Here is a 20,049-nt window from a genome sequence, read left to right on the forward strand (position 1 = left end):
TTCAGGAAGATCAAGCAAATGCCAGGAACGGAGAAACGCACAGCAGCAAACCCGTGACGATAATCAGATACAGAGACGCGCCCTTGTATTTGTGCAGTGCAGGAACTTTGTAGACCAGCCAGGCCGGGATCAAACATCCCACCATGCCGAAGATCGGGCTACAGATAGAGGTGAAACTCAGCACCGGCGCATTCAGCACAATGGCGCTCCAGGCCAGTAAGATGGCGAAAACCATAATGCCGCGCTGCACGAAGCGTTCGTTAATCTTCTCGACAGGCATTCTGCGGCGCAGCAGGTTCATCACAATTCCCTGAGTCGCTTCGCGAAAGCCTAAGTAAACGCCGAAGAACGCGGTCATAACGGCAAAGATATTCAGGATCACACTGACCACTTTCACCCAGCCCGCACCCGCGCCGCTAATAAACTGCGCGGCGATCGCCAGTGCAGAGATGTTCTGCTCGTAGGCTTTGACCGCTTCGTCATGCCCCATCGCCAGGGTGAAAGAGACCGCGTAGAAAAAGACGGTAACAAACAGAATGCCGAACGCGATGTTCATGGCGCGCAGCGCTTTATGCCGTGCGACCTCAATGGATTTTTCGCGTGAACGATAAGAGATCACCATCGGACTCAAGGTCTGGATAAACAGGATAGAGGTCAGCGTAAACGGCAAGGTGATGATGGCGTTTTTAATCAACAGCGCCATCGGCGGCAGCGCGCCAATGTTGTACAAATGCCACATCCCGATCATTGAGACGCCGAGTGCCGCGACCACCAGCAGTTTAGTCAGCACCATGCCGGTCGAAATCTTGAACAGAAGCTGCTCGCCGCGTGACGAGATCGCCACCAGAATGCAAATCAGCACCAGTCCATAAAACGGGCTGTCGGAGAGCAAACCTTCCGTGACGCCAAAGGTGTGCAGATAAGAGGCGCTGTCGTTAGTGATGGCGGTGGAGTAGACAAACATCCAGATCACCAGCATCACAAAGTAGAGTGCGCCTAACAGGATGCCCCAGTTTTTCCCCAGATAGCCGCTGATGACGCTCGGGTAGTCTTTACATTCCGGGGACTCCGCCAGCGTGTTGATGAACAGGCGCTGGAACAGATACATCGCGGGATAGCCGATAATAGAGGAGAGTAAAAAGACCCACAGCCCCATTAAACCGACCTGCACCGGGAGAAAAACAATCCCCGCGCCGATCGCCATACCAATACTCATGATGACCCAGCCCGTGTCGGTGCTGTCGAATTTAATGGCTTCGCGCCATTCGCTTTCGGTCATCCCTGCCCGGCGCGCCGGAGCTGATACGTCGAGTATTACGCTGTTATTCGTTGCCGTTTCCATTACGTTCTCGCTTAATATGTAGGTAGAGTTTTTTATTATTTTTCCGTGCCGCATCAAGGCGATACGCGGTACATCGTGCGCAGGCGAGTTATTGGAGTAGTGAGGAAATCATACGCGCAGGATCAGAGAAAAACTTCACAAACAAACCCCTGTAATTTCTAAAAGTTAAGAAATATTTTCTCTTTTACGGCCAAATAAAGAATTAAATTTCTATCCTTGAAGCAGATCACAACAAAAAAGGTGCACTAAAGTGCACCTTTTTTATCATGCCATGTTGATTAGTTCATTGCCGGATGGCGGCGCTTGCGCCTTCTCCGGCCTGCAAACGTACGTAAACCGTAGGCCTGATAAGCGCAGCGCCATCAGGCACGGCTATTCACCTCAGGTACAAACGACCTTAATCGCCAGCCCACCGCGCGAAGTCTCGCGGTACTTATCGTTCATATCCTTGCCGGTTTCATACATCGTCTCGATCACTTTATCGAGCGACACCCGTGGCTCAGACGTCCGCCGCAGCGCCATTCGCGCCGCATTCACCGCTTTTACCGCATTAATCGCGTTACGTTCAATGCAAGGAATTTGCACCTGCCCGGCCACCGGATCGCAGGTCAATCCCAGGTTGTGCTCCATCGCGATTTCCGCCGCAATGCAAACCTGCGATGGACTACCGCCCAGCAGTTCCGTCAGCCCTGCCGCAGCCATCGAGCAGGCGACGCCAACTTCCCCCTGACAACCCACTTCCGCACCGGAGATAGACGCATTCATCTTATACAGCGCGCCAATCGCGCCCGCAGCCAGCAGATAGCGGGCAATCGAGTTGGCATTCACCGGACGGCGGAACTTATCATAATAGGCCAGTACAGCAGGAATAATGCCGCATGCGCCGTTAGTTGGCGCCGTTACGACCCGTCCTCCTGCCGCGTTCTCTTCGCTGACGGCCAGCGCAAACATGTTGATCCAGTCGATAACGTTCATCGGGTCGCTGGAGAGGCTGTCGCTGGAGACCAGCAGACGCCTTAACGCAACGGCGCGACGCGGCACATTCAGCGGCCCCGGCAGTACGCCCTCGGTGTTCATACCGCGTTCAATCCCGGCGAGCATCACATCCCAGATGCGCGCGAATCCGGCGTCAATCTCCTCTTTGCTGCGCAGCGCCAGCTCGTTTTGCATCATCAGGCCAGAGACCGAAAGCCCGTTTCGCTCACACAGTTTCAGCAGTTCGCTGGCCGAGTGAAAATCATAAGGCACAGGCGTTTCGACATCATGCGCCTGCCCGAAACGCTCCTCTTCGACGATAAACCCGCCGCCGATGGAGTAATAGGTTTTGCTCAACAGCGTCTCTTGCCCGTTCCATGCCGTAATACGCATCCCGTTTTCATGGCGCGGTAGCGTTTCGGCGTGAAAGAGAATGCTGTCTGCTACCGGGAAATCAACAACGTGCGCTCCCTCGGCCACCGGCAGGCGTCCACTGCGCGTTACGTCTTCAATAAAGGTGGGAATCGCGTCGATATTCACGTTTTGCGGGCTGTTGCCTGCCAGCCCCATCATGATGGCGGTATCCGTCGCATGACCTTTCCCGGTCAGCGATAACGATCCATACAGATCAACCGTAATACGCGTCGTGCGGAGTAAATCACCCTTGCTGGTCAGTTGATCGATAAAACATTTTCCTGCATTCATCGGCCCTACGGTATGGGAGCTGGAAGGTCCAATGCCAATCTTAAAAATATCGAATGCGCTAATCATATCCAGAACCTCGGATTGCCGTTCAGTGGAGACCAGACATCAAATAGTTTCACACTCGTTTTTGGGATCGGGGCGATCCTGACGATCGCCCCGCAGGGGGTTACAGCGTATCGCCACGCACCGCGATAGCTTCAATCTCCAGCTTCACATCCTTCGGCAAACGGGCGACCTGCACACAGCTGCGCGTAGGGTAAGTCGCCTGATGCTCATCAAAGAACTGCTGATACACCTCGTTGATGGTGGTGAAATCGTTCAGATCGGTAATGAACACAGTGGTCTTCACGATATCGCCCACTTTCAGGCCCGCAGCTTCCACAATCGCTTTGACGTTTTCCAGGCTCTGACGCGCCTGATCGACGACATTTTCCGCGACCTCGCCCGTTTGCGGGCATACCGGGATCTGACCTGAGGTCAGCACCATACAGCCCAAATCCACACCCTGTACGTAGGGGCCGATGGCCCCCGGTGCATGTTGGGTGGCAATAATCTTTCTCATAGCGCCTCCGGCGTTATATCGCCTGGGTAAAGGTACGTGAAATCACATCCTGCTGTTGCTCGCGGGTGAGCGCATTAAAGCGCACGGCGTAGCCGGACACGCGGATCGTCAGGTTCGGATAGCTTTCCGGGTGCTCGATGGCGTCCAGCAGCATTTCACGGTTCATCACGTTGACGTTCAGGTGCTGGCCGCCTTCCACATGCGCTTCATGATGGAAGTATCCGTCCAGCAGGCCGACCAGATTGGTTTTCCGCACGCCGTCATCTTTGCCCAACGCCGCAGGCACAATGGAGAAGGTGTAGGAAATCCCGTCTTTGGCATAGGTGAACGGCAGTTTCGCGACGGAAGTCAGCGAAGCGACAGCGCCTTTACGGTCACGGCCGTGCATCGGGTTCGCACCCGGCGCGAACGGCGTACCGCCACGACGTCCATCCGGCGTGTTCCCGGTTTTCTGGCCGTATACCACGTTCGAGGTGATGGTCAGAATGGACTGCGTCGGCACCGCGTTGCGGTAGGTTGGCAACACTTTAATTTTCTTCATAAAGCGTTCAACCAGATCGCAGGCAATGCTGTCCACGCGCTCGTCGTTGTTGCCGTACTGCGGATATTCGCCTTCGATGACAAAATCGACTGCCAGCCCGTTATGGTCACGCACCGGTTTCACCTTCGCGTACTTGATGGCGGACAGCGAATCCGTCGCCACGGACAGCCCCGCGATGCCGCATGCCATCGTGCGATAAACGTCACGATCGTGCAACGCCATCAGCGACGCTTCGTAGCTGTACTTGTCGTGCATGTAGTGGATGATATTCAGCGCGCTGATGTACTGCACCGCCAGCCAGTCCATGAAGTGGTCAAGGCTCTCCATCACCGTGTCGTAATCCAGCACGTCATCCATTAATGGCGCCGTTTTCGGCCCAACCTGGATTTTCAGCTTCTCATCCACACCGCCGTTGATTGCATACAGCAGCGTTTTAGCGAGGTTGGCGCGGGCGCCGAAGAACTGCATCTGCTTACCGATGACCATTGGGCTGACGCAGCAGGCAATGGCGTAATCATCGCTGTCAAAGTCAGCGCGCATCAGATCGTCATTTTCATACTGCAAAGATGAAGTGACGATCGACACCTGTGCCGCATACTTTTTAAAGGCGACCGGCAGCGCTTCTGACCACAGCACGGTCAGGTTCGGCTCTGGCGCAGGCCCCATCGTGTGCAGGGTATGCAGATAGCGGAAGGAGTTTTTGGTCACCAGCGTGCGGCCATCCAGCCCCATACCGCCAATCACTTCGGTTGCCCAAATCGGATCGCCGGAGAACAGCGTGTCAAATTCCGGCGTGCGCAGGAAGCGCACCATACGGATCTTCATGATGAAGTGGTCGATCAGTTCCTGCGCCTGTTCTTCCGTTAAGATCCCGGCCTTGAAGTCTCGCTCAATGTAGATGTCGAGGAACGACGCGGTACGGCCCAGCGACATTGCGCCGCCGTTCTGCGATTTCACCGCTGCCAGATAGGCGAAGTAAAGCCACTGGACGGCTTCCTGCGCGTTACGCGCCGGACGGGAGATATCGCAACCGTATTTGGCGGCCATTTCCTGCATTTGCAGCAGCGCACGGCGGTGTTCGGCCAGCTCTTCACGCAGGCGAATCGTCGCTTCAAGGTTCTGCCCCCACTCCAGATTTGACTGGAGATCGGCAAACTGCAATTCACGCTCGCGCACCAGATAACGGATACCGTACAGCGCAACGCGGCGATAGTCGCCGATAATGCGCCCACGGCCGTAGCCATCCGGTAAGCCGGTCAGCACCCCGGATTTACGGCAGCGCAGCATATCCGGCGAATACGCGTCGAATACACCCTGGTTATGGGTTTTACGCAGCTCGGTAAACTGATATTCAAAATCAGCATCCATTTCACGACCATACGCCTGGAATGAGCTTTTGATCATGTTGATGCCGCCAAACGGATGCAGCGCGCGCTTGAGTGGCTTATCGGTTTGCAAACCGACGATTTTTTCCAGCTCCTGCTCAATATAACCCGCGTCATGGGCAGTAATGGTGGTCGCAATATTGGTATCGAAATCGACTGGCGCATGCGTCGAGTTTTCAATACGAATACCCGCCATAACTTTTTCCCACAATGCGGTAGTCGCAGGCGTGGCTTCCGCGAGGAAGGATTCATCTCCCTCATAGGGTGTATAGTTGTGCTGAATAAAATCACGGACATTAATTTCTTCTTTCCAGTCCGTACCTTTAAAGCCAAGCCAGGCTTCGGCATACAGCATATCGCTGGTATCGATATTTACCTTCATGAAAAATAGTCTCTCTACAGAACAACAATAAATTATGCAAATTCCACAGGTGCGTTAACTTTGCCTAAATGAATAGCGTCGAGGGCAATCATTTTTTCTTCATTCGTTGGAATGACGGCACAAATAACGTTGGTGTCTTTGCTGGAGATAATTCTTTCACCGTGAGAATTAGGCAGGCTATTCATCTCGTGATCTAATTTCACGCCCAGAACAGCCAAATGTTCAATGACCAGACGGCGAATTAACACGGAGTTTTCGCCAATCCCCCCGGTAAAAATAATACCGTCCAGACGGTGTAACGATGCGGCATGCCCGGCAATGTGGCGGGCAATACGGTGCACAAAGGTTTTAATCGCCAGTTGCGCACGTTCATGCCCTTCATGCCAGGCTTTTTCCAGCACACGTAAGTCAGATGACAGACCGGAAATCCCCAGCAAACCAGACTCTTTATTCACCACGCGTTCCATATCGCCCAGCGTCTGGTTGGTTTCGCTGGCAATCCACGCCATCGCGCCGAAGTCCACATCGCCGCTGCGGGTGCCCATCATCAGCCCTTCCAGCGGGGTCATCCCCATAGAGGTATCAACGCTTTGACCGTTACGAACGGCACAGATAGAAGCGCCATTGCCCAGATGCGCGACAACCAGACCCGAGTCCTCTTCCTGTAGCGCAAGAAGGTCATGCGCACGCTGCGAGACATAGCGGTGCGAGGTGCCATGAAAGCCATAGCGCCGGACGCCCAACTCCTCAAAATATTTCCACGGCAAGCCGTACAAATACGCTTCAGGCGCCATCGTTTGATGGAAGCTGGTATCAAATACCGCCACCTGCTGTACGCCCGGGAAAAGATGCTGCGCCGATTCAATTCCGCTTAAATTGGCGTAATTATGTAACGGCGCTAAAGGAGAAACCCGGCGGATATTCTCGATAACTTCATCCGTAATAATGGCTGATGCTGTAAAGATATTTCCGCCGTGGGCAATACGGTGGCCAATTAAGGCCACGCTGTCGATTAAATTACGTTTTTCCAGTTCAAACGCAATCGCCTTTAATGCGCCTTCGTAGCTGTGGTGAGCCAGCTTAGCTGGCTCTCCTCCATTTACGGATAAAAACGCATCTTCAGAATTAATACCGTCCGCAATTCCTGCCATTAACACATCGCAATGGGTTGCATCCAGTACTGAAAACTTAATGGAAGACGATCCACAGTTAATCACCAGAACTACCGGAAATTCATTCATTTCACTACTCCGCTCATCCTGAGCTAAAGGATTAGAACAGTTTGTACACGATATTCAGGATGGTCAGCAGACCAATCACGGTCACAAACACGTTATCCAGACGACCACGGTATTTCGCCAGTGACGGCGCTTTACGGATGGCGTACATCGGCAACAGGCAGAGCAGCGAGGCAATGATCGGCGCACCCATTGCTTCAATCAGGTCCAGGATGTTCGGGTTGGCGTATGCCACAACCCAGGTGGAACCCATGATGAAGATCATGCTGATGGTGTTGAGTTTGCCCAGTGAAACTTTGGTTTTATCGCCTTTGTAACCAAACTTCAGCACCAGACCGTTCAGGCCTTCCAGCGTGCCCAGATAGTGACCGAAGAACGATTTGAAGATAGCGACCAGTGCGATGATGGAAGCCCCGTACTCCAGAACCGTAGCAAACGTTGATTTAGTGCCAGACAGCGACGCAAAGTGGTTCGCCAGATATGAGAGCACCGGAATGTTCTGCGCTTTCGCATCCGCCATGTTGGCCGGAGAGAGCGTGAACAGGCAGCTGAAGGCGAAGAACATCACCACGGCCACCATCAGCATGCTGGCGCGGGAGATGATCTGCGAACATTTACGCTCGGTAAATTCACGACCAAAGTCTTTCTCATACTCTTCACGTTTGGAAACCACGAAAGAAGAGACGATAGGCGAGAAGTTAAAGGAGAACACCATGATGGAGATACCCAGCCACACGGTAACCAGAATGCCGTCATGCCCGGTTAACGCGATATTGCTGAGATCCACCTGATCGATAACCGCAGAGTTCCAGTAAGGGATCAGCGACAGAGAGATCAGCACCAGGCTGGCAATGAACGGCCATACCAGGTAGCTCATCACTTTAACCATCAGGTCTTTACCAAACCAGATAACGAAAGCCATCAGCAGCAGCAGGAACAGCGCCACAAAGCCACGGTTAAGCGCCGGCATCTGCAACTGGTTTTCCCAGAAGGTCATAAAGGTGTTGGTAATGGTTACGCCATAAATCCACAGCAGCGGACAGATAGCGAAGAAGTACAGGAACGTGATGACCACGCCGCCTGTTTTACCAAAGTGCTCTTCTACCGTTTCTGTGATGTTGCCGGAAGGGTTAGAACCGGAAAGACACAGGCGCGCCAGCGCACGGTGGCAGTAAAACGCGATGGGGTAGGCCAACACCAGCATCAAAAGAATCGGGATCAGCCCGCCAAAGCCTGCGCGAATAGGGAAGAACAACACCCCGGCGCCGATGGCAGTACCAAATAGTCCCAGTGTCCATGTGGTGTCCGATTTACGCCAGGACGACTGTTTTGTCTGGCTGGATACAATGCTATCAGTAGTACTCATATCCTATCCTCAACGAAAAGATTAATAGCCGGGTTTAAGCGTCAACTAAGCCCGTAATTTGCGATACACGAGAAAGATCGATATTGCCGCCAGAAATAATGCTGACCGTTTTTCTGTTCTGGATATAGCTATCTAATTTCCCGCTTAATAATGCGGCACATGCCAGTGCGCCAGCGCCTTCAGTGACGACTTTATTGCGCTGAATTAATGCAATCATGCTGTTACGAATTTCATCTTCGCTGACCAGGACAATGTCATCCACTAATTCACGAACAATCTCATACGTTAAATTACCCGGGCGAGAAACATCACAACCATCCGCCAGGGTGCCGGTCGTTCGGTGAGTGGTTATTTCTCCTGCATGATAAGATGCCGCCATGCCGTGTACGTTTTCGGACTGTACGCCAATAACTTTAATTGTCGGGTTAATGGATTTTATAGCAATCGCGACACCGGCAATCAGACCGCCGCCGCCAATTGGTACAATGACGTTATCGACATCATACAGATCTTCCATAATTTCCAGGCCAATCGTTCCCTGCCCGGCAATCACTTTCGGATCGTCATAAGGTGGAATAAAAATGCGGCCTTCAGTCTCAACAATTTCGCTCACTTTGGCGATGGTATCGTTGAAGTTGTCACCGTGCAGCACCACTTCAGCGGAGTAGTCGCAGGTGGCCGCCACTTTGGACTTCGGCGCGCCTTTCGGCATCACGACTTTGCCGTCGATACCGAGCATCGCGCAGGAGAGAGACACCCCTTGCGCATGGTTACCGGCAGAGCAAGCCACCACGCCTTTACGTTTTTCTTCTTCCGTTAATGAACTGAGTTTGTTAAACGCACCGCGGATTTTAAAAGAGCCCGTGCGTTGCATATTTTCGAACTTAAGGAATATTTCGCCTTTGCAGCGCTCGCTGAAATAGTTAGAGCGCGGCATACCTGTTTTATAAATTTTCCCCGCAAGTCTTTTTTTCGCTTCGAGGATATCTTCAATCGCAACCGGGAGATCGTATGTAATATGCATTATAACCTCTTAACCTGGGTATTAAGGTAAAATAAATAGTCAGTACCAACGTCTGATATTCAGACAGATGGCATCAGTTTTTGATTAAATTAAATTTAATCCGTTACTTAATTTCTATTAATTGCTTTCGTCTGCAACCATTATAAGATGAATATTCTTTGGCTAATTCCACCAAAACCGATGCTGCTTTTTTAATCCGATAATTTTTAGACCAGATCGCGGCATAACGCGCGACCGGTAAATCTTCCTCTACTGGAATCGTAATAAACTGGTTTGAACCGAATGGAGATGTCATATCGCAGGGAATGACGGTCAGAAAATCAGCATTGAGAACAAGATTATAAATAGTGACAACGGAATCTGTTTTAACGATGTTTTCACTGCTGATGCCATTTCTTTGTAACGTGGTGAGGAGTTCGCTGTAGTAGCCCATATTCGTTTGTGGCAACACCCACTGTTCGTTCTGCAACGATTCCAGTGTGGTGATGCCGGTGCATGTTCGGGACTTACTGGCCACCAGGACAAACTCTGACTCAAAAAGCGGCTCCACGTGTAGATCCTGTAGTTTCATCTCATCACTGAGTGTGCCGATAGCGAAATCCAGGCGTCCGTCGCGAATCGCGGGCAGGAACGAGGAGAGCTGCGCTTCATACATCGACACCTGCGCTTTTGGGAACACCTCTTTAAATTTATGAATCATGTCAGACATAAAGGTAAAGCCAATCAACGAAGGAAAACCAAACGAAACGTCGACCACCGTGTTGCAGGTCATGCTGTTCATCTCGTTCACCATGTTTTTCATTTCACGGGTGATGGATTCAGACCAGGTAAGCAGCACCTGACCTGCGCTGGTTAACGTGACACCGGTATTTTTGCGAACGATTAACTCAACGCCAAAATAGGCCTCAACATCATTGATGATTTTACTTACAGCAGGCTGAGTTAACCCTAACTCTTTTGCGGCAGAACCGATAGAACCACTTCTAATGACTTCCTGAAAGACCACCAAGTGCTGTGTTTTAGGGAGAAGAATAGTATTCATATCGACCTGCACTAATTACTTTGTTGACGGCATGAAGTGTACCAAATAAAGGTTACATGGTTATGTGCGACTACTCACAAATTAACTGACCTTACATTTTGTAAGCTTATTTTTTAAAAAATAAACCATTTATTATCAATAAGTTGAAAGAATCAGACTGCACTTTATCATGATTTTTGTCAAAAAATCATGAGGGGATAACAATATTTTATGGCGATAACATATGCGTTTCATTCGCTATTTTACAAATTCGGGAAAGACGATAATTCAATCAATTATCGCATAATTAACACGCAGATTTACGTTTAAATTTAACGGACAATTAATCAAAAATAAGTACAATTACGCCCTTATTGGGATTAAAGATTGTGGCATATCACATTTTTTCTTCTTATTTGTTTGTAAAAAAACATTACACACACGAATATTTAATTCATTTAATACACGTCATTATCATTACCAACAATATATTAACACTGTGATTGTCAATTTTTGTAGCGCGTAATTTTGTGATAGCGATCAACAGCCAATCTTTTATCCGGTTAAAAAATCACCACACAGCGTTTTGTGTTAGTGGTCACAGAACAAGAAATATCTTTTGGCGGGGAAATTATGTTACGCAGCGAGATCGGGCACCTTCTGCGGGGAATCCGCCGGATGGCGACGCTCACGCGTCTTATCCGGCCTACCAAAGCGCTCTGCCACAGGCCTGATAAGCGCAGCGCCATCAGGCAGTACCGGGAAACCCAAACGCTATGAAAGTAAAAACCCGCCGAAGCGGGTTTTTACATGAAGAGGTGAAACTGACCGATAAGCCGGGTTCTGTCGTGGACAGTCATTCATCTAGGCCAGCAATCGCTCACTGGCTCAAGCAGCCTACCCGGGTTCAGTACGGGCCGTACCTTATGAACCCCTATTTGGCCTTGCTCCGGGTGGAGTTTACCGTGCCGCGAACTGTTACCAGCCGCGCGGTGCGCTCTTACCGCACCCTTTCACCCTTACCTGATCCCGCTTGCGCGGGCCATCGGCGGTTTGCTCTCTGTTGCACTGGTCGTGGGCTTGCGCCCCCCAGGCGTTACCTGGCACCCTGCCCTATGGAGCCCGGACTTTCCTCCCCTCCGCCCGTCTCCCCCGAAAGGGACGACGACGAAGCGGCGACTGTCTGGTCAGCTTCGGCGCGCAGTATAGAGGGTTTGCACGCCATTGTCACCCTGCACTGCGCATTCCTATCGCCAGCGTTGCGGCGATGTTTCGCGAGGCGCGGTAGATATTATCAAACGCGCCGCGAAAGGCTTCATCCAGCGTGCCAATGCGGGTAAGCACGCTGAACACGGCATCAATGCCATGCTGATGCACCACTCCCACATCATGCGTCAGACTCCCCGCGATCCCAATCACTGGCTTATGATACTTTTTCGCCACACTGGCGACGCCTATCGGTACTTTGCCGTGAATACTCTGGCTGTCGATGCGCCCTTCGCCGGTGACGACTAACGCGCAGTCGTGGATGTGTTCTTCCAGATTGAGCGCCGTGGTGACTATCTCAATGCCGCTGCGCAACTCTGCGCCGAGGAAAGCCATTAAGGCCGCCCCCATCCCGCCAGCCGCGCCCGCGCCGGGGACATTTTCCACATCCACGCGCAGCGACTTTTTAATCATGTCGGCATAATGAGCAAGATTGCCGTCCAGTTCATGAATGAGCTTTTCGGTCGCGCCTTTCTGCGGCCCAAAGATTCGCGACGCGCCATTTTCGCCCGTCAGTGGATTGGTCACATCGCAGGCCACCCGGATAGCACACGTTTTTAAACGCGGATCGAGACCAGAGACATCAATCGAATTCAGGCTGTTCAGGCTGCCGCCGCCGTTCCCAATTTCAGTACCGTTCGCATCCGTTAATCGGGCACCCAGCGCCTGCACCATGCCCGCGCCGCCGTCATTGGTCGCGCTGCCGCCAATGCCGATGATAATGCTTCTGGCGCCGTGCTCCAGCGCATGCAGGATCAGCTCTCCGGTGCCGCGCGACGTAGTAATCAACGGATTACGCTTTTCTGGCGGAACCAGCGCCAGCCCGCTGGCCGCCGCCATTTCAATAAACGCGGTACTGCCGTCCCCGGACATGCCCCAGTTGGCCATGACGGTCTCCCCCAGCGGCCCCGTCACAAAAGCGGTATACTGCGTTCCATGCGTGGCGGCAATCATGGCTTCGACCGTTCCCTCTCCGCCGTCAGCGACCGGAATAGAAACATACTGCGCATCGGGAAAAATTTCCCGGAATCCTTTTTCTATCGCCTGCGCAACTTCAGCGGCAGAAAGGCTTTCTTTATAAGAGTCTGGGGCGATTACGATTTTCATAGTTGTAGCCTGTTACTGCACAACGCCGGATGGCGTTTCACTTATCCGGCCAGGGTCATAGGCCCGGACCGCCGCGCGCGACCGGGCATGACGTCATTAGCGAGCGATTTCCACTTTCGCCAGTTTTTCGTAGTAGCAGGCCAGGGCGCTATGGTCGGCCGTGCCCAGACCATCGGCACGTAGCGCCTGCATCATTTCCATCACGGCAGCGGTCAGCGGCAGTTGCGCGCCTACGCCATGAGAGGTGTCCAGCGCATTCGCCAGATCTTTAATATGCAGATCGATGCGAAAGCCCGGTTTGAAATTCCGTTCCATCACCATCGGCGCTTTCGCATCCAGCACGGTGCTACCCGCCAGACCGCCGCGAATCGCCTGATACACCAGATCCGGGTTCACCCCCGCTTTGGTCGCCAGCGTCAGCGCTTCAGACATGGCTGCGATGTTCAGCGCGACAATCACCTGGTTAGCCAGTTTGGTCACGTTGCCCGCGCCGATATCACCGGTATGCACCACGGAACCGGCCATTGCTTTTAGCAGATCGTAATATTTATCGAAAATCACTTTATCGCCGCCAACCATCACCGACAGCGTGCCGTCGATCGCTTTCGGCTCGCCGCCGCTTACCGGCGCATCCAGCATATCGATACCTTTTGCTTTCAGCGCGTCGCTGATTTCACGGCTTGCCAGCGGAGCGATAGAGCTCATATCGATCAAAACGGTGCCTGGCTTCGCGCCTTCAATAATGCCGCCTTCACCCAGCGCCACTTCTTTCACATGCGGCGAGTTCGGCAGCATGGTGATAATCACATCGCACTGTTCGGCAACGGCTTTTGCCGTGGTTGCGGTTTCTGCGCCTGCGGCAATAACTTCGGCAATCGCATCAGGGTTACGGTCAGAAACCACCAGCGAGTAACCGGCTTTGAGGAGGTTTTTGCTCATTGGTTTACCCATGATGCCCAGGCCAATGAAACCTACTTTCATCGTCATAATCTTCTCTCTCTTGTTTCAGTGGTGGCTATTTCTTAAAGGCGTCAGCCAGCTTTTGCGTGGCGGAGCGGAACACGCCCAAATCGCTCCCCACGGCAACGAACGTCGCGCCCCATTCCAGATAGCGGCGCGCGTCGGCTTCGACCGGCGCCAGAATGCCGCACGGTTTACCGTGGGCTTTGGCGCGGGCAAAGATATGCTGAATGGTTTTCTGTACTTCCGGGTGAGAGGCGTTGCCGAGATGACCTAACGCCGCAGCCAGATCGCTTGGGCCGACAAAAATACCGTCAACGCCTTCAGTGGCCGCGATAACATCAACGTTATCCACCCCCTGCTGGCTTTCGATCTGCACCAGAATGGTGATGTTCTTATTTGACTGGGCAAAGTAATCCGGCACGGTGCCAAACATATTGGCGCGATGGGAAACGGAGACCCCACGGATGCCTTCCGGCGGATAACGCGTCGAGGCCACGGCGCGAACGGCTTCTTCTTCCGTCTCGACAAACGGGATCAGGAAGTTATAGAAACCGATATCCAGCAGACGCTTAATAATGACCGGCTCGTTCGTCGGCACCCGTACCACCGGCGCGCTGGCGCTGCCTTTCAACGCCATCAGTTGTGGAATAAAAGTTGAGATATCGTTCGGCGCATGTTCGCCATCCAGCACCAGCCAGTCAAAACCTGCCAGCCCTAACACTTCCGTACTGATGGGGTTTGCCAGCGCGGACCAACAGCCGATCTGAATGCGTTGCGCTGCCAGCGCAGCTTTAAATTTGTTCGGGAAGATATCGTTACTCATCATTTATACCCTGGATGAATCATTATTTATTTCCGCAATTCCGGGAGATATTTCGATTTGCTCATCTAAGGAATTACGCTGATATTTTATCGATAGCGGATAATGAAAGTCGTGAATCAGTATAATCATACTTACGCCGCTAAACATTGTTGTATTGCTCAATTTTAATATTCACAATGAATAATATTTTGAGCATTTGCACAACGTCATGGGCGGTGATGCACAGATTTGTACATTACTCGCCCAGCGCCCGTACCATCGGGAATAATGGCCGATCGCGATCACATTTTTAAACAAAAACTCCTGGCATTCTTTATTTAGCAGCAACGTATTTTTAATTCTGACAATAAAAAGCAGTTGTTCTCTTTAACACATTTATTATCACCACCTGGCTGGAGAATACTGGACAATGGCCGATATCGAAATTAGACAAGAATCGCCAACCGCGTTTTATATTAAAGTGCATGACACCGATAACGTGGCAATTATTGTTAATGACAATGGTCTGCAAGCCGGAACGCGTTTCCCGGACGGTCTGGCGTTGGTTGAACATATTCCTCAGGGGCATAAAGTGGCGCTGGAGGCGATTCCTGCCCACGGCGAAATCGTGCGTTATGGCGAGGTGATCGGCTATGCCGTTCGCGACATCGCACGCGGCAGCTGGATAGATGAGTCGCTGGTTGAGCTACCGAAAGCGCCGCCGTTACACACCCTGCCGCTGGCGACGAAAGTGCCGGAACCGCTGCCGCCGCTGGAAGGCTACACGTTTGAAGGCTACCGCAACGCGGATGGCAGCGTCGGCACCAAAAATCTACTCGGCATCACCACCAGCGTACACTGCGTGGCGGGCGTCGTGGATTATGTCGTGAAGATCATTGAGCGTGACCTGCTGCCCGGATACCCGAATGTAGACGGCGTTGTCGGTCTGAACCACTTGTACGGCTGCGGCGTGGCGATCAACGCGCCAGCGGCCGTGGTGCCTATCCGCACCATTCATAACATCTCGTTGAACCCGAACTTCGGCGGCGAAGTTATGGTCATCGGCCTTGGCTGTGAAAAACTTCAGCCGGAACGTCTGCTGGAAGGCACGGAAGATGTGAAAGGGATTCCGGTGGACAGCGCTAGTATTGTGCGTTTGCAGGATGAGCAGCACGTCGGCTTTAAGTCAATGGTCGAGGATATTTTGCAGGTGGCCGAACGCCACCTGGCGAAGCTCAACCAGCGCCAGCGTGAAACCTGCCCGGCTTCCGAACTGGTGGTCGGAATGCAGTGCGGCGGCAGCGATGCGTTTTCCGGTGTGACGGCCAACCCGGCGGTGGGTTACGCCTCGGATCTGTTAGTGCGTTGCGGCGCGACGGTGATGTTCTCGGAAGTCACCGAAGTCCGTGATGCGATCCACCTTCTCACGCCACGCGCGATTAACGAAGAGGTCGGCAAACGCCTGCTGGAAGAGATGGCCTGGTACGATAATTATCTTGATATGGGGAAAACCGACCGCAGCGCCAACCCGTCGCCGGGCAACAAAAAAGGTGGTCTCGCGAACGTGGTGGAAAAAGCGTTGGGCTCTATCGCAAAATCCGGGCAGAGCGCAATTGTGGAAGTGCTGTCCCCCGGTCAGCGACCGACAAAACGCGGTTTAATTTACGCCGCCACGCCCGCCAGTGATTTTGTCTGCGGCACGCAGCAGGTCGCTTCCGGGATCACCGTGCAGGTGTTCACAACCGGTCGCGGAACGCCATATGGCCTGATGGCGGTTCCGGTAATCAAAATGGCGACCCGCACAGAGCTGGCGAATCGCTGGTTTGATTTGATGGACATCAACGCGGGTACCATTGCCACAGGGGAAGAGAGCATTGAGGACGTGGGCTGGAAGCTGTTCCACTTTATTCTGGACGTCGCGAGCGGTCGTAAGAAAACCTTCTCAGACCAATGGGGGCTGCATAACCAGCTGGCCGTGTTTAACCCCGCGCCAGTGACCTGATGACGAAAAAAGGCCGGATGGGGATCGCATCGCCATCCGGCAACACTTTTTAAAGACTCTACATTTTGAAGACCTACATTTTATATCTTCTGCTGCCTCCCTCTTTCTACGTCTGAATTGATAAGCCCCCCAACCCCTACTTCATTCTTACAGCGCTTTTCATCGCACGACTTTCGCAACCCTCCAGATACTTTCGAAACTTTCATTTATTAGATCAAAATCACAAAACAACATTACGAAACCCTATACATTCTTTCGAAGAAAACAAACGAAAGAATTCGGAGGAAGGATGTTTATCATTTCAACCAAAACGATGCTAAAGAAAGCTCAGCGTGAAGGTTACGCGGTGCCCGCATTCAACATCCACAACCTCGAAACATTACAGGTCGTGGTGGAAACCGCCGCTGAAATGCGCGCGCCATTGATCGTTGCCGGAACACCAGGAACCTTCAGCTACGCTGGCGTCAGTAATATCGTGGCAATTGCCAGCGAGTTGGCAAAAACCTGGAACCATCCTCTGGCCATTCATCTCGATCATCATGAGAAAACAATGGATATCGAAGAGAAAGTCAGGGCAGGCGTTCGCTCAGTGATGATCGACGGCTCGCATCTGCCGTTTGCAGACAACATCGCCTTAGTGAAAAACGTAACGGATTACTGCCATCGCTATGACGTCAGTGTTGAGGCAGAACTGGGGCGTCTGGGCGGACAGGAAGATGATCTCATCGTGGATGGCAAAGATGCTTTGTATACCCATCCAGAACAGGCTCAAGAATTTGTGGCTAAAACAGGTATCGACTCTTTGGCCGTAGCGATTGGCACCGCACATGGTCTGTATACCGCAGAACCGAAACTGGATTTCGAACGCCTGGCAGAGATCCGACAGCATGTTGATATCCCTTTGGTTTTACATGGCGCATCAGGGCTACCCGGCAGTGATATTCGCAAGGCTATCTCACTGGGTATTTGTAAAGTCAACGTCGCAACCGAGCTAAAAATCGCTTTTTCCGACGCCCTGAAAAATTATTTGCGTACACATTCCGATGCCAGCGATCCACGGCATTACATGGTTCCGGCCAAAGCCGCAATGAAAGATGTCGTACGTAAAGTCATCACCGACTGCGGTTGCGAAGGAAGGCTATAAGGCTGCTATATCACAGCCTCTTAACTCATTCATTTACATGAATTGTAAGGATTTTGGTCAAGGGTATCTTTTTATAGCTGGATCACGAAAGTCGCTTTTACCCTTTGCCTTCAATCCAAAAATATTATGAAGATAAACAAAAGATATCGGAGATAGATGTGAAAGAGATAATCTCTCGTCATAAGGCAGGTGAAGCGTCAGGCATTTGTTCCGTCTGTTCAGCACATCCGTTAGTGATTGAAGCGGCGCTACGCTTTGATCTCGCGACAAACAATAAAGTTTTGATTGAAGCAACATCCAACCAGGTTAATCAGTTCGGCGGTTATACCGGCATGAAACCCGCCGACTTCCGCGATTTTGTTTATAACATTGCACAGGAAACAGGATTCCCGCGTGAAAGATTGATTCTGGGTGGCGATCACCTGGGGCCTAACTGCTGGCAGAATGAATCCGCAGCCGCCGCAATGGAGAAATCTGTTGAGTTAATTAAGGCTTATGTCGCCGCAGGTTTTAGCAAAATCCACCTGGATGCATCAATGTCATGTGCCGACGATCCAACCCCACTTGATCCTATGGTCGTGGCCCAACGCGCTGCTGTACTTTGCCAGGCCGCTGAAACAACGGCCACTGAAGAACAAAAGCGCCATTTAACCTATGTCATTGGCACTGAAGTTCCTGTTCCCGGCGGTGAAGCCAGTAGCATCGGCCGCGTTCACGTCACGCGTGAAGAAGATGCCGCCCGTACGCTGGAAACGCACCAGGTCGCCTTTCGCGCATTAGGGCTCGAGGAAGCATTAACTCGCATTATCGCCATTGTGGTACAGCCTGGCGTGGAATTCGATCACTCCCAAATTATTCATTATCAACCGCAGGCCGCTGAAGCGCTTTCCGCATGGATTAAAGACACGCCGATGGTGTATGAGGCCCACTCTACCGACTATCAAACACGTCACGCCTACCGCGCACTGGTACGCGATCACTACGCCATTCTGAAAGTCGGCCCGGCACTGACCTTTGCTTTACGTGAAGCGATTTTTGCACTCGCGCAAATGGAGAACGAACTGATTTCTCCAGAACAACGCAGCCGGGTACTGGAAGTGATCGATGAAGTGATGCTTAACGAGCCAGGTTACTGGAAGAAGTATTATCGTCCGACCTGGAGCCAGGCGATGATCGATATTCACTTCAGCTTATCCGATCGTATTCGCTACTACTGGCCGCATCCACGCATTCGTCAAAGTGTGGAGAAATTAATTGCCAATCTGAACGGGGTTTCATTACCGCCAGGACTCATCAGTCAGTTTATGCCCGTACAGTTTGAACGTCTGTCCGAAGGGGTACTAACCGCCACACCTCATAACTTGATTATCGACAAAATCCAGGACGTTCTGCGTGCCTACCGCTTTGGTTGTGTGCCTGAAACCGCCTGATATTCGGAGAATATATGAGCCAACTTTTTGTCCGAACCGGAATTGACTTTAACTCGTGCCAGCAAGTGCTGGCACACATTGGAGAGGAGATGCTGGCAAAAGGTGTTGTACATGAAAGCTATCCGCAGGCACTGGTAGAACGCGAGGCGAATTTCCCGACAGGGATCGCGCTGGAACGTCATGCCGTCGCCATTCCGCACTGCGAAGCTATTCATGCTAAATCACCCGCAATCTATCTGATTCGACCGGATAACCCGGTGAAGTTTCAACAGGCCGACGATGACGAAGAGATCGCCGTTTCTTTAATCATCGCACTCATCGTTGAAAACCCTGCGGCACAGCTGAAGCTTCTGCGCCGTCTTTTTAGTGAGCTACAAAATCCGAGCATGCTTGACGCCTTGCTGAGCGCACCTGATTCCGAGCTGGCTACGCTCTTCCGGGAAACCATCCTTGAGTCTGAGCCGTGCGCCCAGGCCTAATAACAAACTGATAATAAAAGGAATACCCTATGAAACGTAAAGTAATCGTGGCCTGTGGCGGTGCGGTAGCGACCTCAACCATGGCCGCAGAAGAAATTAAAGAATTATGTGAAGCTCACAATATCGATCTTGATCTCGTGCAATGCCGGGTCACGGAGATCGAAACCTATATGGATGGCGCGGATCTTATTTGTACCACCGCCCGCGTTGACCGTACCTTTGGCGATATCCCGGTCGTTCACGGCATGCCATTTGTTTCTGGCGTGGGTATTGAAGCATTGCAGCAAAAAATCCTGAGCATCCTTAAGGGGTAAC

At 52.0% G+C, this 20,049-nt stretch carries 16 protein-coding genes and 1 other RNA gene; 5 read left to right on the forward strand and 12 right to left on the reverse strand.

Annotated elements, in window-relative coordinates; all coding sequences use genetic code 11:
* Positions 1–10: 10 nt before the first annotated feature.
* The 12 genes from OGX75_RS13225 to garL form a co-directional block, all read right to left on the reverse strand.
* Positions 11–1,342 (reverse strand): SLC5/6 family protein, encoded by a 1,332-nt coding sequence (locus OGX75_RS13225; protein WP_047461077.1) that lies wholly within the window; start codon positions 1,340–1,342, stop codon positions 11–13.
* Between the two features lie 381 nt (positions 1,343–1,723).
* Positions 1,724–3,088 (reverse strand): L-serine ammonia-lyase, encoded by a 1,365-nt coding sequence (gene tdcG / locus OGX75_RS13230; protein WP_200073985.1) that lies wholly within the window; start codon positions 3,086–3,088, stop codon positions 1,724–1,726.
* A 100-nt stretch (positions 3,089–3,188) separates the two neighbouring features.
* The gene (locus tag OGX75_RS13235) at positions 3,189–3,584 is read right to left on the reverse strand and encodes an enamine/imine deaminase (protein WP_153257884.1); all 396 of its coding nucleotides are present in this window, start codon (positions 3,582–3,584) and stop codon (positions 3,189–3,191) included.
* A gap of 13 nt (positions 3,585–3,597) precedes the next feature.
* A complete protein-coding gene (gene pflB, locus OGX75_RS13240) occupies positions 3,598–5,892 on the reverse strand; it encodes a formate C-acetyltransferase (RefSeq protein WP_012135251.1) in 2,295 nt (764 codons plus the stop codon).
* Positions 5,893–5,924: 32 nt separating this feature from the next.
* Complete coding sequence (gene tdcD, locus OGX75_RS13245) at positions 5,925–7,133, reverse strand: propionate kinase (protein WP_024130974.1); 1,209 nt, start codon at positions 7,131–7,133, stop codon at positions 5,925–5,927.
* 31 nt (positions 7,134–7,164) lie between these two features.
* Positions 7,165–8,496: a threonine/serine transporter TdcC gene (tdcC, locus tag OGX75_RS13250; RefSeq protein WP_012135253.1), complete on the reverse strand. Its 1,332-nt coding sequence runs from the start codon at positions 8,494–8,496 to the stop codon at positions 7,165–7,167.
* A gap of 34 nt (positions 8,497–8,530) precedes the next feature.
* Positions 8,531–9,520 carry a bifunctional threonine ammonia-lyase/L-serine ammonia-lyase TdcB gene (gene tdcB, locus OGX75_RS13255; RefSeq protein WP_012135254.1) on the reverse strand — a complete coding sequence of 330 codons (990 nt, stop codon included), beginning with the start codon at positions 9,518–9,520 and terminating at the stop codon, positions 8,531–8,533.
* 103 nt (positions 9,521–9,623) lie between these two features.
* A complete protein-coding gene (gene tdcA, locus OGX75_RS13260) occupies positions 9,624–10,562 on the reverse strand; it encodes a transcriptional regulator TdcA (RefSeq protein WP_047461068.1) in 939 nt (312 codons plus the stop codon).
* Between the two features lie 795 nt (positions 10,563–11,357).
* Positions 11,358–11,736: RNase P RNA component class A (gene rnpB, locus OGX75_RS13265), an RNA gene on the reverse strand.
* Between the two features lie 32 nt (positions 11,737–11,768).
* The gene (gene garK / locus OGX75_RS13270) at positions 11,769–12,914 is read right to left on the reverse strand and encodes a glycerate 2-kinase (RefSeq protein WP_047461065.1); all 1,146 of its coding nucleotides are present in this window, start codon (positions 12,912–12,914) and stop codon (positions 11,769–11,771) included.
* A gap of 96 nt (positions 12,915–13,010) precedes the next feature.
* A complete protein-coding gene (gene garR, locus OGX75_RS13275; RefSeq protein WP_153257885.1) occupies positions 13,011–13,901 on the reverse strand; it encodes a 2-hydroxy-3-oxopropionate reductase in 891 nt (296 codons plus the stop codon).
* Between the two features lie 28 nt (positions 13,902–13,929).
* Positions 13,930–14,700, reverse strand: a complete 771-nt coding sequence (gene garL / locus OGX75_RS13280; RefSeq protein ID WP_153258545.1) for a 2-dehydro-3-deoxyglucarate aldolase — start codon at positions 14,698–14,700, stop codon at positions 13,930–13,932.
* A gap of 409 nt (positions 14,701–15,109) precedes the next feature.
* Here garL and garD point away from each other — a divergent pair, with 409 nt between their 5' ends.
* The 5 genes from garD to gatB all read left to right on the forward strand — a co-directional run bounded on the left by garD (position 15,110) and on the right by gatB (position 20,048).
* Complete coding sequence (garD, locus tag OGX75_RS13285) at positions 15,110–16,681, forward strand: galactarate dehydratase (protein WP_012135264.1); 1,572 nt, start codon at positions 15,110–15,112, stop codon at positions 16,679–16,681.
* A gap of 289 nt (positions 16,682–16,970) precedes the next feature.
* Positions 16,971–17,825, forward strand: coding sequence for a tagatose bisphosphate family class II aldolase (locus tag OGX75_RS13290; protein WP_047461058.1), 855 nt, complete (start codon positions 16,971–16,973; stop codon positions 17,823–17,825).
* A 158-nt stretch (positions 17,826–17,983) separates the two neighbouring features.
* Positions 17,984–19,255, forward strand: a complete 1,272-nt coding sequence (gene gatZ, locus OGX75_RS13295; RefSeq protein ID WP_112001525.1) for a tagatose-bisphosphate aldolase subunit GatZ — start codon at positions 17,984–17,986, stop codon at positions 19,253–19,255.
* 14 nt (positions 19,256–19,269) lie between these two features.
* Positions 19,270–19,734 (forward strand): PTS galactitol transporter subunit IIA, encoded by a 465-nt coding sequence (gatA, locus tag OGX75_RS13300; protein WP_058668143.1) that lies wholly within the window; start codon positions 19,270–19,272, stop codon positions 19,732–19,734.
* Between the two features lie 29 nt (positions 19,735–19,763).
* Positions 19,764–20,048 (forward strand): PTS galactitol transporter subunit IIB, encoded by a 285-nt coding sequence (gatB, locus tag OGX75_RS13305; RefSeq protein WP_058668144.1) that lies wholly within the window; start codon positions 19,764–19,766, stop codon positions 20,046–20,048.
* The last annotated feature ends 1 nt before the right edge of the window (position 20,049 follow it).

This window comes from Citrobacter sp. CK199, assembly GCF_030333285.1.
Taxonomy (GTDB): domain Bacteria; phylum Pseudomonadota; class Gammaproteobacteria; order Enterobacterales; family Enterobacteriaceae; genus Citrobacter_B; species Citrobacter_B koseri.

Excerpts from the sequence above, each read along its gene's own strand:
- tdcB (WP_012135254.1), bottom strand. The coding sequence starts at position 9,520 with ATGCATATTACATACGATCTCCCGGTTGCGATTGAAGATATCCTCGAA.
- gatA (WP_058668143.1), top strand. The coding sequence starts at position 19,270 with ATGAGCCAACTTTTTGTCCGAACCGGAATTGACTTTAACTCGTGCCAG.
- garL (WP_153258545.1), bottom strand. The coding sequence starts at position 14,700 with ATGAGTAACGATATCTTCCCGAACAAATTTAAAGCTGCGCTGGCAGCG.
- OGX75_RS13290 (WP_047461058.1), top strand. The coding sequence starts at position 16,971 with ATGTTTATCATTTCAACCAAAACGATGCTAAAGAAAGCTCAGCGTGAA.
- garR (WP_153257885.1), bottom strand. The coding sequence starts at position 13,901 with ATGACGATGAAAGTAGGTTTCATTGGCCTGGGCATCATGGGTAAACCA.
- garD (WP_012135264.1), top strand. The coding sequence starts at position 15,110 with ATGGCCGATATCGAAATTAGACAAGAATCGCCAACCGCGTTTTATATT.
- OGX75_RS13235 (WP_153257884.1), bottom strand. The coding sequence starts at position 3,584 with ATGAGAAAGATTATTGCCACCCAACATGCACCGGGGGCCATCGGCCCC.
- tdcA (WP_047461068.1), bottom strand. The coding sequence starts at position 10,562 with ATGAATACTATTCTTCTCCCTAAAACACAGCACTTGGTGGTCTTTCAG.
- gatB (WP_058668144.1), top strand. The coding sequence starts at position 19,764 with ATGAAACGTAAAGTAATCGTGGCCTGTGGCGGTGCGGTAGCGACCTCA.
- tdcC (WP_012135253.1), bottom strand. The coding sequence starts at position 8,496 with ATGAGTACTACTGATAGCATTGTATCCAGCCAGACAAAACAGTCGTCC.
- tdcG (WP_200073985.1), bottom strand. The coding sequence starts at position 3,088 with ATGATTAGCGCATTCGATATTTTTAAGATTGGCATTGGACCTTCCAGC.
- garK (WP_047461065.1), bottom strand. The coding sequence starts at position 12,914 with ATGAAAATCGTAATCGCCCCAGACTCTTATAAAGAAAGCCTTTCTGCC.
- pflB (WP_012135251.1), bottom strand. The coding sequence starts at position 5,892 with ATGAAGGTAAATATCGATACCAGCGATATGCTGTATGCCGAAGCCTGG.
- tdcD (WP_024130974.1), bottom strand. The coding sequence starts at position 7,133 with ATGAATGAATTTCCGGTAGTTCTGGTGATTAACTGTGGATCGTCTTCC.
- OGX75_RS13225 (WP_047461077.1), bottom strand. The coding sequence starts at position 1,342 with ATGGAAACGGCAACGAATAACAGCGTAATACTCGACGTATCAGCTCCG.